Origin of the sequence: Haloarcula pelagica (assembly GCF_030127105.1) — an archaeon.
Classification (GTDB): Archaea; Halobacteriota; Halobacteria; order Halobacteriales; family Haloarculaceae; genus Haloarcula; species Haloarcula pelagica.
In genome coordinates, this window is record NZ_CP126161.1 from 302629 (window position 1) to 317768 (window position 15140).

16 protein-coding genes and 2 tRNA genes are annotated in these 15140 nt (G+C 66.6%); 10 read left to right on the forward strand and 8 right to left on the reverse strand.

Features of this window, described 5'->3' with window-relative positions:
* The first annotated feature begins 33 nt into the window (after positions 1–33).
* Positions 34–672, forward strand: coding sequence for a DUF4013 domain-containing protein (locus P1L40_RS01650; protein ID WP_284009576.1), 639 nt, complete (start codon positions 34–36; stop codon positions 670–672).
* A 47-nt stretch (positions 673–719) separates the two neighbouring features.
* Here P1L40_RS01650 and P1L40_RS01655 read toward each other — a convergent pair whose 3' ends face one another.
* A complete protein-coding gene (locus P1L40_RS01655) occupies positions 720–917 on the reverse strand; it encodes a hypothetical protein (RefSeq protein ID WP_284009577.1) in 198 nt (65 codons plus the stop codon).
* A gap of 151 nt (positions 918–1068) precedes the next feature.
* On the opposite strand from P1L40_RS01655, the gene P1L40_RS01660 reads away from it, so the two are divergent.
* The 4 genes from P1L40_RS01660 to P1L40_RS01675 all read left to right on the forward strand — a co-directional run bounded on the left by P1L40_RS01660 (position 1069) and on the right by P1L40_RS01675 (position 4962).
* Positions 1069–2106 carry a tyrosine--tRNA ligase gene (locus P1L40_RS01660; protein ID WP_284009578.1) on the forward strand — a complete coding sequence of 346 codons (1038 nt, stop codon included), beginning with the start codon at positions 1069–1071 and terminating at the stop codon, positions 2104–2106.
* Between the two features lie 77 nt (positions 2107–2183).
* Positions 2184–2849 carry a class I SAM-dependent methyltransferase gene (locus tag P1L40_RS01665; RefSeq protein WP_284009579.1) on the forward strand — a complete coding sequence of 222 codons (666 nt, stop codon included), beginning with the start codon at positions 2184–2186 and terminating at the stop codon, positions 2847–2849.
* A 66-nt stretch (positions 2850–2915) separates the two neighbouring features.
* A tRNA-Gly gene (locus tag P1L40_RS01670) sits at positions 2916–2986 on the forward strand.
* A 341-nt stretch (positions 2987–3327) separates the two neighbouring features.
* Positions 3328–4962 (forward strand): histidine kinase N-terminal 7TM domain-containing protein, encoded by a 1635-nt coding sequence (locus tag P1L40_RS01675; protein WP_284009580.1) that lies wholly within the window; start codon positions 3328–3330, stop codon positions 4960–4962.
* Between the two features lie 13 nt (positions 4963–4975).
* Here the strand turns inward: P1L40_RS01675 and P1L40_RS01680 are convergent, their stop codons facing one another.
* The 3 genes from P1L40_RS01680 to P1L40_RS01690 form a co-directional block, all read right to left on the reverse strand.
* The gene (locus tag P1L40_RS01680) at positions 4976–5377 is read right to left on the reverse strand and encodes a hypothetical protein (RefSeq protein ID WP_284009581.1); all 402 of its coding nucleotides are present in this window, start codon (positions 5375–5377) and stop codon (positions 4976–4978) included.
* Between the two features lie 116 nt (positions 5378–5493).
* Entirely contained in the window at positions 5494–6306 is an 813-nt protein-coding gene (locus tag P1L40_RS01685; RefSeq protein ID WP_284009582.1) for an HD domain-containing protein, read from the reverse strand.
* Positions 6307–6343: 37 nt separating this feature from the next.
* Positions 6344–6817 carry a redoxin domain-containing protein gene (locus tag P1L40_RS01690; RefSeq protein ID WP_284009583.1) on the reverse strand — a complete coding sequence of 158 codons (474 nt, stop codon included), beginning with the start codon at positions 6815–6817 and terminating at the stop codon, positions 6344–6346.
* Positions 6818–7090: 273 nt separating this feature from the next.
* On the opposite strand from P1L40_RS01690, the gene P1L40_RS01695 reads away from it, so the two are divergent.
* A complete protein-coding gene (locus P1L40_RS01695; protein WP_284011096.1) occupies positions 7091–7339 on the forward strand; it encodes a twin-arginine translocase TatA/TatE family subunit in 249 nt (82 codons plus the stop codon).
* 72 nt (positions 7340–7411) lie between these two features.
* Positions 7412–7485: transfer RNA gene (locus P1L40_RS01700), tRNA-Arg, on the forward strand.
* 242 nt (positions 7486–7727) lie between these two features.
* Here the strand turns inward: P1L40_RS01700 and P1L40_RS01705 are convergent.
* The 3 genes from P1L40_RS01705 to P1L40_RS01715 form a co-directional block, all read right to left on the reverse strand.
* Entirely contained in the window at positions 7728–8117 is a 390-nt protein-coding gene (locus P1L40_RS01705; RefSeq protein WP_284009584.1) for a DUF7987 family protein, read from the reverse strand.
* 57 nt (positions 8118–8174) lie between these two features.
* Positions 8175–10823 (reverse strand): 5'-nucleotidase C-terminal domain-containing protein, encoded by a 2649-nt coding sequence (locus tag P1L40_RS01710; RefSeq protein ID WP_284009585.1) that lies wholly within the window; start codon positions 10821–10823, stop codon positions 8175–8177.
* 177 nt (positions 10824–11000) lie between these two features.
* Complete coding sequence (locus tag P1L40_RS01715; protein WP_284009586.1) at positions 11001–11903, reverse strand: halocyanin domain-containing protein; 903 nt, start codon at positions 11901–11903, stop codon at positions 11001–11003.
* Between the two features lie 239 nt (positions 11904–12142).
* On the opposite strand from P1L40_RS01715, the gene P1L40_RS01720 reads away from it, so the two are divergent.
* Together P1L40_RS01720 and P1L40_RS01725 are read left to right on the forward strand one after the other, a co-directional pair.
* The gene (locus P1L40_RS01720; RefSeq protein ID WP_284009587.1) at positions 12143–12505 is read left to right on the forward strand and encodes an ArsR/SmtB family transcription factor; all 363 of its coding nucleotides are present in this window, start codon (positions 12143–12145) and stop codon (positions 12503–12505) included.
* Complete coding sequence (locus P1L40_RS01725; protein ID WP_284009588.1) at positions 12502–12801, forward strand: DUF7521 family protein; 300 nt, start codon at positions 12502–12504, stop codon at positions 12799–12801. Before P1L40_RS01720 ends, P1L40_RS01725 begins: the two co-directional genes overlap by 4 nt.
* Here the strand turns inward: P1L40_RS01725 and P1L40_RS01730 are convergent, their stop codons facing one another.
* A complete protein-coding gene (locus P1L40_RS01730; protein ID WP_284009589.1) occupies positions 12802–13362 on the reverse strand; it encodes a halocyanin domain-containing protein in 561 nt (186 codons plus the stop codon).
* 250 nt (positions 13363–13612) lie between these two features.
* Between P1L40_RS01730 and P1L40_RS01735 the strand changes: the two genes are divergently transcribed.
* Complete coding sequence (locus P1L40_RS01735) at positions 13613–15139, forward strand: cryptochrome/photolyase family protein (protein ID WP_284009590.1); 1527 nt, start codon at positions 13613–13615, stop codon at positions 15137–15139.
* Position 15140: the final 1 nt, after the last annotated feature.

Here is a 15140-nt window from a genome sequence, read left to right on the forward strand (position 1 = left end):
AACATAAGTCGATCCGTCGAGCAGCCTGAAGGGATGCTCCGCGATGCACTCAGGTACCCACAGCGCGGCCCCGGCTGGCTCAAGACCGTCGCGGTCGGGAGCGTGCTGACGCTGTTGGGTTCGGTGACGTTCGTCCCGTTGATCCCGGTGCAGGGGTACCTGCTTCGCGTCCTCCGGGCGACGAGCGAGGGGCGGGACCGTCCGCCGGCTTTCGGCGACTGGCCGGACCTGTTCGCCGACGGCGCCCGAGCGATCGCCGTCCAGGTCGCGTACGTCCTCGTCCCGGTGTGGCTGCTGTTCGCCGGGTTCGTCGTCGCCGGCGTCGAGGCGTCGTCCGCGCTCGGTCTGGCTGTGACGGGCGTCGCCGGACTCCTGACGATCGCGGCGCTCTATCTCCTCCCGGCAGCGTTGACCAGGCTGGCGACGACCGGCCGGCTCCGGGCTGCGTTCGACCTCCGGGCGGTCGCCGCCGCCGGCCGGCGCCCGATCTACGTGGTCGCCATCGTCGAGGCGTACGTCGCCCTGGTGGTGGTCGGCGGCGTCGGCGCGCTCCTCACGGTCATCCTCGTGGGCGCGGTGTTCCTCTTCTACGGTCAGGTGGCCGCGTTCTCGCTGTTCGGCCGGGGATCCGCCGAAGCCAGCCGGACGGCCGAGGACCGCGGCGCGCCCTGACGACTCGGCGCTGTCTCGCGCCGTTCGAACGAGGTGGGTTCGTCGGGCTACTTCCAGCCACTGGGTGCGATGCCCAGTCGCAACACGACCGGTCGATACGCCACGGCGAGAACGAGGACGATCCCGAGTTCGATCCAGAACCCGAGTTCGCCCACGACAGCTTGCAGGACCGTCAGGACGAGAACGACGAGAAGCATCAGTGCAACGTAGTGGGGAGCGATCTCTTTCAGCCCGTCGATATCCATACACCCTCTACGGGAGGGAGCCTCTCAAGCCTTCCTCTAGGCCGCGCTGTGGACTCGCCGACGCTCACACGTCGTGATCGACACGGCGTGGTCGCGACAGCGCCGGCTCCACACAGGAACGTTTTACTCCCCCGAGCGGGGACCGGCCCGTATGGATACTGACGAACGCCTCGCGCTGACGACCCGCCACACGCAGGAGGTCGTCACCGAGGACGAACTCGCGGCGCTGTTCGAGGCGGGTGACCCGTCGGCGTACATCGGCTACGCGCCGACCGGCGAGATGCACATCGGCCACTTCACGACGATGCGCAAGCTGGCGGACTTCCTGCAGGCCGGCATCAACGTGACGGTACTGATCGCGGATCTGCACGCCCACCTGGACGACGAGAAGAGTCCCTTCGACCTGCTGGACGCCCGCTCGGAGTACTACGAGGTCGCCATCGAGGGGATGATCGAAGCCGCCGGCGCCGACCCCGACGACATCGAGTTCGTCCGCGGGACCGACTTCCAGCTCGACGAGGAGTACACCCTGGAGATGTACCGCATGGCCGCCGAGACGACTATCGCCCGCTCGCAGCGGGCCGCGAGCGAGGTCGTCCGCGAGTCCGAGAGTCCCAACCTGGGCGGGCTCATCTACCCGCTGATGCAGACACTGGACGTGAAGGCGCTCGACGCCGACATCGCCTACGGCGGGATCGACCAGCGCGGGATCTACATGCTCTCCCGGGAGGTCCTCCCGGACCACGGCGGCGAGTCGCCGGTCTGTCTGTTCGCTCCGCTGCTGTCGGGCCTCAGCGGCGGCAAGATGAGCGCCTCGGACGCCGCCTCGAAGGTCAACCTCAACGACGCGCCCGAGACCGTCGAGGAGAAGATCGGGCAGGCCTACTGTCCCCAGGGCGAGGTCGAGGGCAACGGCGTCCTGGAGTACCTGGAGTACCTCGTCTTCCCGGTGCTCTCCGAACGCGCCGAGGACCTCGTGATCGAACGCCCCGAGGAGTACGGCGGCGACCTCGTCTACGAGGGCTACGACGACCTGGAGGCGGACTTCCTGAGCGGCGAACTCCACCCGGCGGATCTGAAGCCGTCCGCGGCAGCCGCCATCTCCGAGGTCATCGACCCGATCCGGGAGCGACTGGACGCGAACCCCGACCTGCTCGCCGAGGCCTACCCCGAGAAGTACGATCAGTAGCGACCCCGTTCTGCCCGGGTCGGCGGCTCGCGCCGTTCGGTCGAAAGCGCTAACCCCGTGTTCGCGTAGCCACAGGCATGGACACCGATCGCTCCCGCCGCGGCGTCCGCGAGACCTACGAGACGATCGGGGCACACTTCGCGAAGACCCGCGAGTACGCCTGGCCGGAGGTCGAGGCGTTCGTCGATGACCATGGGGACCGTGCCGTGGGAACGGCCCTCGACATCGGCTGTGGTAACGGCCGCCACGCGGAGTTACTCGCAGGCGTCGCCGCTCGCGTAGTCGCTGTCGACGCCAGTCGCGAACTCCTCGCGGTCGCGGGCGAGCGAGTGCCCGAGTGCGTCGCGCTCGTCTGTGGCGACGCCTCGCGGCTCCCCGTCCGTGGCGGGGTGGTCGGGCTTGCCGTCTACGTCGCCACGCTCCATCACCTCCCGACAGCCGAGGCCAGACGGGCGAGCCTCGCGGAACTGGCCCGCGTCCTCGCGCCGGATGGACGGGCGCTGGTCAGCGTCTGGAGCACCGCACACGACCGGTTCGATGCGGCCGCGGACGCCGACGACGGGTTCGACACGACCGTCGACTGGACGCTCCCCGGCGGCGAGACGGTGCCGCGATTCTACCACATCTACGCGCCAGCCGAGTTCGAGCGGGAACTCGCCGACAGCCCGCTCCGGACGGTTTCGTTCGAGGTCTCCAGCGGGAACTGCTACGCCGTCGTCGAGTCCGAAGGGAAAGGTCCTTAATCTCCTTGCGTGTATGATCGAACGCTTCCGCTCTGAGCGGTGTCGTGCCGCGACCAGCGCGAGTCTGCGGCGGTGGTCTAGTGGTAGGACCTGAGCCTTCCAAGCTCATGGCCCGGGTTCAAATCCCGGTCGCCGCATAACGCGTCTCTCATCCCTTCTGCGCCAAAATTACACCTTCAGTGGGTTTGTAAATTAAAACCGATCAAAACACACCTAACACTAACCGAAAAACCCGCCGTCGTAATGGGGTTTTACGAACGGTCAAAGCTCAACCATGAAAATCAATAAGACCGACACTCAGAACGTAGAAACCCCGTTCCTGACAATCACCCAACCGGTTCGAGGCCGGCCGGACCCCCGGGTGGGTGCGTTAGAGCGCAGTTGAGCCAGTGGTCGGTCGAGTTGGGACCACCGTCGTTAAGTACGAGAAGGCTAACGAAATCTCGTACGATTGAGTAGCACCACGCTTCTCGGACGGGTGATCGTTCTCGCATCGATCGGCTCGGGAGTGGCGAGCCTCGGACTCGTCTGGTACCTGTCGCGGCGGCTGGGTCGGCCGGGCGCCAAGTGGTTCATGCTCTCGCTGGCCGCACAGGCCCTCTGGACGCTCTCGTACGGGGCCGGGCTGGTCGTTTCCGACCCGTCGCTCCGCGCCCACGCCGAGGCGCTCGCCTGGATCGGGATGAACTGTATCGGCCCGTTCTTTCTCGCCTTCGCTCTGGAGTACACCGGGCGGAGTACGGTGACCGGGGACCGCTGGCTCCCGGTGTTGCTGGTATCGCCGATCGTGACCGCGACGCTCGCAGTGACCCACGGTTATCACGACCTCCTGTGGCAGGCGTTCAGGATGGATCCGGTCTTCGGGCTCTCGACGGCACAGTACGCGATCCAGCCGCTCGGGTACGCGACAGTTATCGCCAGCCTCACACTGGCGGGAATCGGCGTGCTCCTGATCGTCGAAACGGTGTACTCCTACGGCCCGCTCTACCGCCGCGAAGCGGTCGCCGTCGCGCTCAGCCCCGTCCCCGCGACGGTGCCGCTGTTGGTCTGGCTCGGACAGATCGGACCCTGGCCGGCGCTGAATCTCACGCCGGCGTTGTTGCTCACACACGTCGCACTGGACGCGTACGCGTTCACGGGCACACACATGTTCGAGACGAACCCCGTGACACAGCGGGCCGCGGAGGAGACGATCGTCGACGGGCTCCAGGACCCCTTGCTGGTTCTCGATACGTCGGCCCAGGTCGTGCGGCTCAACGACAGCGCGCGGGAGCTGTTCGGGACGGCCGAGGACGATCTCCCGGTCCCGATCGAATCACTGACCGGCGTGACGCTGTCGGGGTTACGCGAAGACGGACAGCTTGAGGCGGCCGACGGGACCGTGTACGCGGTCTCGTCGACGCCGCTGACCGACTCCCGAGCGGCCGACGTGGGGTGTGTCGTGGTCCTGCACGACATCACGGTCGAGCGGAAACAGCGACAGCAACTCTCCGTGCTCAACCGTGTCCTCAGGCACAACCTTCGAAACGAGATGACCGTCGTCAGAGGACACGGGGAGTCGATCAAGCACCAGACCGACAAGCAACAGTTCGAAGCGCAAGCCGGCTCGATCCTCGACGCGAGCGATCGGTTGCTCTCGATCGCGGGAAAGATCCGCTCGTTCGAACAGCTCAGGGACGCCGAACGACAGCGGACGGACGTGGATGTCGCGGACCTGCTCTCGGAGATCAGCGCGGAGCTGCTCGAAACGTATCCCGACGCGGAGATCACTGTCGACGGCCCGGCGGCGGCTCACGTCCGGACCGAGGCCGCGGTTCTCAGACACGCACTGCGGAACCTCTCGGAGAACGCCATCCGCCACGGTGAGACACAGCGCGTGGAGCTCACGTTCCGGCGCGAGGACGGTGTGATCGTCTTCGAGGTTCGCGACGAGAACGAGCGGATCCCCGAGATCGAGACCGAGCCGATCGAGACCGGGACCGTGGAGGCGCTCAGCCACGGACGGGGGATCGGGCTCTGGATCGCCAACTGGGCCGTGAACGTCCTCGACGGGACGTTACTGTTCGGCTACGACGGCGGGAACGTGGTGACGGTCGAGATTCCGGCGGCGTGAGCCACGTGGCGGCTTACCGTTCGACCCGCTGGTAGGTATCGGAGGTGATCGTCGCGTCGGGGTTGTCGGCGAGCGAGAGCGTCAGGCCGTCGTCGCCCTCCGAAACGTCGAGTTCGACCGGGTTCCGATCCCCCGCTCGACGGGCCGGTGTGACGAAAGGCCGGTCTCGCTGCGGGAGATCCTCGACGAGGACGCGGGCACTGTGCTCGGGCGATCGGTCGGTCGGGACGGGGGCCGTCGCAGTAGGTCGGTCGGCGTCGCCGTCCGCTCCGACCAGCCGGCGGGCGAGGGGGACGCGGGCGAGCAGGTCGCCGATCCGTGCACGGAGCCGCGAACGCAGGGACTCCGCCGAGGCCCCGTCACGCACCGCCTCGGCCCGATCTTGCTGCCGCCCGTCGAGGGGCGTGAGACTCATGCACACAGCTACGGCGTGGGTGGATAAAACGGTTGTGTCGACGACAGGATCGGACGGTGTCGAGTCGAGCGCACCCGCCGAGGCGGTACGTCCCGGAAGATCGCGGTCGATCAGTCTCAGAGTTCGATGCGTTCGACGATCTGCTCGTCGTCGTCGTGGGTGTTCAACGCGACGATTCGGACCGTCTCCTCCAGCCCGGAGTCGTGGAGCTTCGCCTTCAGGAGGTTGTCGACCTGGTAGACGCCGGCGGCGTTGTTCATCTCGATCTCGACGAGGACCGCGGACTCGTCGCCGGGCTTCAGCGTCACCCGTTCGATGGCCTGACTGGAGACGGTGTTGATCCCCCGACCACCCCGTTCGTAAGGGATCCGCGAGCGACCGTGTTCCATGTCGAGCGCGTCGGCGACGCGGACGACCCCCGCTTCGAGCGTGAGCGGGATCTCCTCCGTGTGGTGACAGAGAATCGCGTGCAGGACCTCGCCTTTCACACGGACCGCGTCGGCGACATCGTAGAACGCCGGGAGGAACTCGTCCAGCAGGTCCGCAGCGAGTGGGATCGAGTAGTACGGGTGTTCGTCGCGGTGGACGACGTGACCGATGTCGTGCAGCGTCGCCGCGAGCGCGACGATGACGGCTTCGTCGGCCTCGTCTAACCCCTGGTCGGCGGCGCCGTTGAACTCGACCCCACCCTGTTTGAGGAGGTCGTAGAGACACAGCGCCCGGTTGCGGACGATGCTGATGTGTTTCCGTCCGTGGTCGTTGTACCGCTTTCTGGTGACCGGATTGACGTTCTGTGCGCCCAGATACGCCTGGATCTCCGTGTCGGCCTCGATCGCGTCGAGTACGTCGTTGACTCGCTCGTCCGGGAACGCATGCGACGCTTCGGGGTCGTAAATCCGGCCGCTGTCGGCCTCGTCGGCGGAGCTCATACGACACGGACGACGGCCACGGAAAAAACTCTCCCGATCAGGCCGACTGGACGGCGTCGACGACGGCGTCGTAGTCAGGTTCGACGCCGGGGTCGTCGCTGACCCAGGCGTAGCTGACGATACCGTCGCTGTCGACGACGAACACCGCGCGCTTTGCGACATCGTGGACGCCGAGTTCGGCGAAGTCCATCCCGACATCGTAGGCGCTGATCAGGTCCCGGTCGTTGTCGCTGATCAGATCGAACGAGAGGTCGAGTTCGTCGCGGAACGCGTTCTGTGCGAAGGGGGTGTCGATACTGACGCCGAAGAGGGTCGCGCCGGTGTCTTCGATCTCTGCGATCCGGTCCTGGAACGTGCTCATCTCGTGGCTGCAGACGCTGGTAAACGCCCCGGGGAAGAAAGCCAGGACGACCGGGCCGTCGTTGAGTTCCCCCGCCAGCGTGACCTCGTCAACGTCGCCGTTTGCGAGCGGTGCCGTGAATCGCGGTGCGTCGTCACCTACTTCGACCATAGTCGGTCGAGAGTATCGGCGGAACGTTCAAATCCCTTCCGAGACGGACCCGGGACGTACCCTCGGAACGCGTGATAGGTAGCTGAGTGCATGGTGGGACGTGTACGAACGGTCGCGATCACGCAGACAGTGGCGAGGCCGCCGGAGAAGCCAGAACGGCTGCAGTTCGCGATAGCGACGCCCCGAACGAGCCGCCCGAGCAAAAAGACTATAATAGCAACCACGTTACGTTCGTTTACAATGTCAGGGACATTCGTACCACTGTTCCCAGGGATGCCGGGGACGACCGAGATGATGGTCATCCTCCTCATCGCTGTCCTGCTGTTCGGGGCGAACAAGATTCCGAAACTCGCGCGGTCGACCGGTGAGGCCATGGGCGAGTTCCAGAAAGGGCGCGAAGAAGTCGAGCAGGAACTCGAAGAGATGCGCGACGGACCCGGACAGGCCGAGGACTCCTCGGGCACCAGCACCAGTAGCAGCACCAGCACCTCGACGGAACGCGCCACCGAGACCGACGAGTAGCCGGACATTCTCTCCGATTTTCGATCGACCACGAGCGAAAGCGTTTTTCACGCGACCGGAGACACCCCGATAGGGCGTGTGGCCTAGTGGATCAGGGCGAGAGGTTCCTAACCCCTAGATCGCGGGTTCGAATCCCGCCACGCCCGTTCTGCGACGAACGTGAGAAGCGAACGGGCACGGAGACTCGAAGCACGGAACGAGCGAACGAAGTTCAGGCGGTTCGAATCCCGCCACGCCCGTGCAGCGACCGCAGGGAGCGAACCGGCATGGCGGGATTCTAATCAGGGAGGGGCTTTGCTCCAAGCGTGGTTCGAATCCCGCCACGCCCGGTTTCCGAGCCACGGGCTCGCGCGACCAACGGCTGTACTGCGAGAAGCGAGCCGTCGGCTCAGACCCGGTCTCGGACGGTGAGGAAGGCCACGTTCAACAGCGCCACCCAGAGGAAGGCGACTGTCTCGACGGCCAGCCCGGACAGCGGGAGGAACTGCCGACAGACGAGGACGAGCGCGACGAATTCGGCAGTGACCACACAACTGGCGACGGCGACCCAGCCGACGGCTCGCGCGGGGCCGCCGTCGACCGGACTGTACTCGTCGTACGCGGTCGGGACGCCCACGCCGACCAACAGCAAGAGGAGGACGAGTCCGTCGCCGAGAGCGACGACGGTCTGTGCGAGATACGACAGCGGGGCCGCCAGACAGATCCCGGTCAGGATCGTCAGCGTTCGCTCGTCTCGGAGGCGGGACCAACGGTGTGCGGGCGATGTGGAGGAGGGCACGTTCGGAACGTCGGTACCGACGACAAAAAAATCTCGGGGGACGTAAGCGCCAGTGTGTCAGACCGCCTCTTCGGCGTTGTAGGCGACGACGAGGTCCAGGATATTACGGGTCGTGACGGGCTGTCCGCCGACCTGGCCCTCGGCGTTGAACGCGACGATCGCTGCCCGGAGTTCCGGGAGTTCGATCCCGCCGTTGTCGTCGGTGTCGAAACGGGCGAGCGACGAGTTCGTCCCAAGCGTCGCGGTCACGTCGGCGTTGAGCACGGAGTGGTCGAAGCCGTTGCGCTGGGTGTCGAGCGCGCCGTCGGTGTAGCCGGCGTACAACTGGAGCGTGTCGCTGGACCGGTCGAGTTCGGTGAGGGCCTGGCTCTCGAAGCGGACGGTGAGCGTGTCGTTCGAGACGCTGGCACCGGACGCGCGGACGACGCCGTCGGACGCGTTCTCGATACGGACGGTCGAGGCGTTGACCGACTCCACGGTGTCGGGGACGCCGATCGAGAGCCGCGTCGTCCCGTCAGTTTCGGTCGCCGAACCGCCGGAGACCGTCCGGGTGACGCGTCGGATACGGTCCTCGCCGTCGGGCGAGATGGGCGAGGTGGCGTTGATGTACTCGGCTGTCGCCGTCCCGTAGAGCGTGTAGTCCGAGTCGACGGTCTGCAGTTCGCTCATGTTCCAGCCGTACCGCTGGCCGAACGTCCACCCGGCCATGTAGGAGTTGACCGTGACGCTGTAGGTAGCGGTCGGATCGAGGGGCTCGCCCTCGACGGCGACATCACGGACAGTGGTCTCTGCGCCGGGTCGGTCGACGAACTCGTAGGTGACGCCGCTGACCTGGAGTTGGGCCTGCGCGCCGTACTGTGCGTCCAGTCGCGTGACTTGGCTGGCGAGCAGTTCCCGCAGTTGCTCGCCGGTCATCGCCTTCGTGACGAGGTAGTTCCCGAACGGCAGCGAGGTGTAGACATCGTTGTAGGTGACCGGTCCGCGGTCGATGACGAAGTCCCCGCGGATGCCGCCGGCGTTGGTCGCGGCGACATCGGCGCCGGTGCGGTTACGGAAGGCGTCGGTGACCGTGTTGCCCCACGCCGTTTCGTCGGCGTAGTTCGAGGAGAACGTCGAGTCGAGCGGGACCGTCGTCCGGCCCGCGACCGTCGAGAGGTACTGTCCGCGGGCGTCGGCGACGGTGTCGTTGGCCGTCTCGTTGATCGGATAGCCGTTAGAGCCGTCCAGGGTGATGAGTCGGCCGCTGTCCAGCGTCGTGTCGGTCCCGCCGACCGAGAGGTTCGCCTCGCCGAGGTAGGCGGCACGGGCCTGGGCCTCCATGACGACGGTGCCGTCGACGGTCTTCGGACCGAAGGTCCGTTCGTCGTCACCGGTGACGACGACATCGATGTTCTCGGTGTTGCGCGCGAGCGTCTTCGACTCGGGGACGCCGATGTGTGCCGCCGCGACGACGACATCGACGTTCTCGTCCTCCTTGAGCGTCGTGGCGACCTGGCTTCCGGCCGAGACGTAGTCGGTGACCTCGTACCCCTCCTCGTCGAAGTCGACCGCGGTCTTGGACCTGATCGCGTCGTCGACCAGCCCGACGATGCCGACGGTCACGTTCCCGCGCTGGACGACGGTGTAGTTTTTCGTCCCCGGGATGTTCCCGCCGTTCTCTTGCTGAATGTTCGCGACGAGCCACGGGAACGCCGAGTTGTCGCTGTAGTCCTCGACCGCCCCGAAGCCGTAGTCGAGGTCGTGGTTCCCGACGACTTCCGCGGCGGGGTCGAGCGTGTTCAGCGTCTTCACGGGGACGGTGTGGTTGCTGACCGGCGAGAGCGAACTCGGACTGACCTGGTCGCCGCCGCCGACGACCACGGTCGGGTTGTCGATGGCCGCTTTACGGCTGTTGACCGCGCCGACGAGTCGCCCCATCTTCGTCGGGTTCGAAGCCGCGGTCTGGATGTCGTTGTACGAGAGGACCGTCAGCGTCGTCCCGTCGGCCGGCGTCGACGGGCCGCTGTCTGTCGGTGCCGTGTAGTTGGTCACGGCGGTCGGCTGGATCTTGAACGCGCCGAAGGAGTAGTGGACCGGCCCGGAGAGGCTGTCGATGCTCCCCCCGGTCTCGTTGGGAACCGTGACGGCCGCGTGTGTGACATCGTCGACGGCGATCTCGCCGCTGCCGTCGTCGACGGCCCACTCGCCGTACTGGCCGGGCGTGGCGGTCACCGAGAGGTTCGAGACGGTGACGAGCACCCCCTCGTAGGCCTCCGTCGCCGCGTCGGCGGTGCTGACCCGGCTCTCGTCGGGCACCGGTGCGGTGCCGGTGACGGCGACCGACGCGCGATCGGTGCTCACGTCGATCTCGGTGACGCCGTTGTACTCTTTGACGAGGCCGGTGACGGTGACCGCCTCGCCCGCCGAGACGGTACTGTTCCCGTAGACGTAGACGCCGCTGTAGGGACCGGTCCCGTTCTGGAGGAAGAACCCGCTGCCGGTGACCGCGGTGACGGTGCCGGAGGTGGTGACGTTCTGTCCGTCGTAGGGGGAATCGTCACCGCTCCCGTCGGGCGTCTGTATCTCGCTGATCGCGACTGTGCGTTCGGTCGCTCCGGTCTGTCCCGCCGCCGCTACCCCTGCCGGGACGGTGGCCAGGACGACAAGCAGCGCGACTGCCAGTGCTGTGATCGATCGTCTCGGTGTCCGCGATGGATCTGCCAGCATTCTTTCCGAACCACGGCCTGTCCGGTAAAAAGTCGTTATATTGTTGTGATATACCGCTCGCGTGTGAACGGTTCGGATATATAGACGCAGGCGGGCGGGGGCCGGGAACCGGCCGGGCGAACTGCTGGAGGGCCGTGGGGGACCGGGCGAGCGAAGGGGCTTCCGAGGGGAGGTGCCTTACTCGACGATGATCGCGCCGCGCTGGCCGAGCGCGCGGTGGGGGGCACAGGCGTACCGGTAGATACCGTCGGACTCGAACGTGTGTTCGAACGTCGTCGAGGGTTCGTGGTCGACCTGCCCCGACCGGATGTCGTGGTCCTCGAAGACGACGTTGTGCGCGCCACCCTCGCCGGTCCAGTTCCAGCGGACCGTCGTCCCCGGGCTGATCCGGAGGACCGTCGGCGAGAACGCGAAGTGCCCGCCGTTCCCCTCGGCACCGACGGTGACCGTCGCCGGGCCGCTCCCGTCGTGGTCGGTGACGGTCCCGTCGAAGGAGCCGGAGGCCGCGAGCCACTCGTCGACCGCCTCGTAGCCGGTCGACGGCGGCTCCCTGACGAAGACGGCGCCTTTCATCCCGTCCTCGCGGTGGGGTTCGGAGACGTAGGGGTAGACGCCCGTCTTCTCGAAGAAGTACTTGTAACAGGTCCCGTCCTGTGCGTTCGTGCGCCCGCTGTCGAAGGTGCCGTCCAGTGCGACGACGTTGTGCTGGCCGCCGTGACCCGTCCACTCCCAGGCGACCGTCGTCATCGGCGGGACCTCGATCACCGGGTGCGTGAACGCGAGGCCGTCGTCGGTCGGGTGTCCGACGCCGATAGTCGGGCGGGCACGGATACCGTATCTGCGGCGTTCCCCGTCGTAGCCGTTGGCATCGGTGAGCCACTCCGAGACCGACTCCGGCGGTGTCTGTTCGGGCGTCGGAGTCGCAGTCTCCGTCGTCGAGGGCGCCGCAGTCGTCTCGGAGTCGGGAGTCGCACCGGCCGCCTGTGCCGTCTCGTCCGTCGATGTGCAACCGGCCACTGCCGTCAGGCCAGCCAGGGCGGTACACTGCAGGAACCGTCGCCGAGTAGAGGGCTGTCGCATGACAGTATGAAGGTTGGTACCAGGGGATGCAAAAGCCCGGGTCCGCTTTCCAGAATCTGGAAATCAACAGTACCCCTTTCTATACAGGTCATTTATTACCGGGTGGACGGACCCGAACCCCCCTCGTGACCGACATCTTGAAACCCGTACCGTGGGACAGCTACCACGACGGTCACGTCCGTCCACCGTCACGTCGGCGTCGCAGACTCCCATAGCCCCCTGACAGGAGGTCCACGGTCGTGAGACGAGACGAGGAACTCGACACCCAGGCGGTGTTCGACGCGCTGGCCGACCCGGACTGCCGTGCGATCCTGGCGACGCTCGACCAGCCACGGCCGGCAAAACAGGTCGCGGACGAGTGTGACATGGCACAGACGAGCACGTACCGGAAACTCGAACAGCTCAGCGAGGCCGACCTCGTCTCCGAGGAGACCGAGGTCCGTTCGGACGGACACCACGCGACGCGGTACGTCCGGGACTGCTCGGGCGTCTTCGTCACGTTGACGGACGAGGACCGCTTCGACGTTGATGTCTTGCGGGACCAGGAGACGCCGGACGAACGCCTCGCGAGCCTCTGGACGCGGATCAGTGAGGAACTATGAACGAAACGATTCCAGTCGTCGTCCTCGGTTTCAAGACAGTGACGCTGCTGCTGGGCGGACTCATCACCTACTTCGCGGCGAAAGCGGCGCGCAAGAGCGGTTCGGACGGGTTGACCTACCTCGCGCTCGGGTTCGCGACGGTCACCTTCGGCTCGCTCCTGGCGGGTATCGGCGACCAGGCGTTCGGGCTGGGGACCGGCGCCGCCTTGATCTTCGAGAACGCGCTCACCGCGGTCGGGTTCGCCGTCATCGCCTACTCGCTGTACGTGACGAGTGGGTCGACGGGGCGGCCGTAGTCACTCGACGACGATGGCGCCTTTCATCCCCAGGCCCTTGTGGGGCAGACAGTAGTACTGGTAGACGCCGCTCGACTCGAAGGTGTGCGTGAACTCGTGGCCCTCCTCGGTGACGGTCTCGCTCTCGAAGGCGCCGCCCTCGTCGACGACGTTGTGCCCGGCGCCCTGCCCGGTCCACGTCCAGGTGACCGTCGTCCCGGTGCTGACGCGGACCGCCGCGGGGGCGAACGCGTAGTTGCCGCCGTTGCCCTCGGCGCCGACCGTCACCTCAACGGAACTGCTCCCGGTCTCGTCGACGACGGAGCCGTCGAAGTTCCCGACGTTCGAGAGGTAGTCGCTGACCTCGGCGGGAACCTGGCCGCCGGACCCGCCGTCGCCGGAGCCGCCGGAAGTCGTCTCGGTCGAACTACCGTCGCCGGCATCCCCGTCCGACTCGCCGCCGGACCCGCCGTCGTCAGCGCCGCCGTCCCCACTGGAGCCGCCACACCCGGCCAGCAGGCCGACACCGGAGACGACTGCGGTACTACGGATGAACGTCCGCCGATTCAGGTCGTCTGACATACGTTCCGAACGAGGGACTGTATACTGAAAAGTGAGTCGATCGTGACAGTAGCGCCCGAACGATAATTGAGGTTCTCGACCCGTTATATCGCGGCATTTGGACGCGAACGGGTAAACCAATCACCGAACATGTAAGCCATCTTTTGCCGAAACCGACTGGAGTCTGACGACCGACTACCAACACAGTTCGGAGGGGGCTTCTTTGTGTGTCGGACCCTGTGAACGAGCAAATGAGCGCGAGGTGTCTTCCGTGACTGTCTGGGTGCGTGGCGACCACTTGGTCCGGCAGCGGGGCCCGCTGGCCCGCCGGCCGGACGAGCGGGCGCTCCTGATCGAAGCCGAATCGTTCGGTCGGAAACTCCCGTATCACCCGCACAAGCTGACGCTGGTGTTCAGCGCGATGCGACAGTTCCGTGACGCCCTCCGGGAGGACGGGAGACGCGTCGACTACCGGCAGGTCGACACGTTCGCCGACGGGCTGGCGGCCCACTTCGAAGCCCACCCCGACGACACGCTCGTGACCACGGAGCCCCAGGCCCACGGCGGGCGAGATCGCATCGAAGCCCTCGTCGCCGAGGCTGGCGGCGAGCTGGAGTTCGTCGCCGACGAGCGCTTCTGCTGTTCGCCCGACCAGTTCGACGCGTGGGCCGACGAGGGGCGGTACCGCCACGAGGACTTCTACCGGTTCATGCGCCGCGAGACGGGGTATCTGATGGCCGACGGCGACCCGGTCGGCGGGGAGTGGAACTACGACGACCAGAACCGCGAGACGCCGCCCGAAGACTGGACACCGGCCGACCCGCCGACCTTCGAGCCCGACGGGACGACCGCGGAAGTCGCCGAGTGGGTCGAGGCGACGTTCGACGGCGGCTACGACGACCCCCCCTACGGCGGGTCCTGGGCCGATCCCGAGCCGTTCCGCTGGCCGGTGACCCGCCGGCAGGCCGTCCGCGCGCTTGACCACTTCGTCGAGCACCGACTCGCCGAGTTCGGTCCTTACCAGGACGCCATGCTGGGCGAGGAGTGGGCCATGAGCCACAGCCTGCTGTCGACCTCGCTGAACCTCGGGCTCCTCCTCCCCGAGGAGGTGATCGAGCGGGCGATCGCCGCCTACGAGGACGGCGAGGCCCCGCTGAACAGCGTCGAGGGGTTCGTCCGGCAGGTCCTGGGCTGGCGGGAGTTCCTCCGGCACGTCTACCGCCGGGAGATGCCCGACCTGGCGACGGCGAACCAACTGGGCGCCGAGGCCGACCTGCCGGAGTTCTACTGGACCGGCGAGACCGACATGGCCTGTCTCTCGGACGTGGTCGAGGGCGTCCGCGAGCGGGGCTACTCACACCACATCGAGCGGCTGATGGTCCTCTCGAACTTCGGCTTGCTGTTCGGCGTCGAGCCGGCACAGCTCAACCGCTGGTTTCACGCCGGCTACGTCGACGCCTTCCACTGGGTCACGACGCCCAACGTGGTCGAGATGGGGCTGTACGGCGCCGGCGTCTTCGCCACCAAACCGTACGCCTCGTCGGCGAACTACGTCGACAAGATGAGCGACTACTGTTCGGGCTGTCCCTACTACAAGACCAAGACCACGGGCGAGGGCGCCTGCCCGTTCAACACGCTGTACTGGGAGTTCCTGACACGTAACGAGGACGACCTCCGGTCGAACCACCGGATGGGGCTGATGTACAACCACGTCGACAACAAGGACGACGAGGAGTGGGCAGCGATCCGCGAGCGAGCCGAGGAAGTGCGGGCGATGGCAGACCGGGGCGACCTCTGAC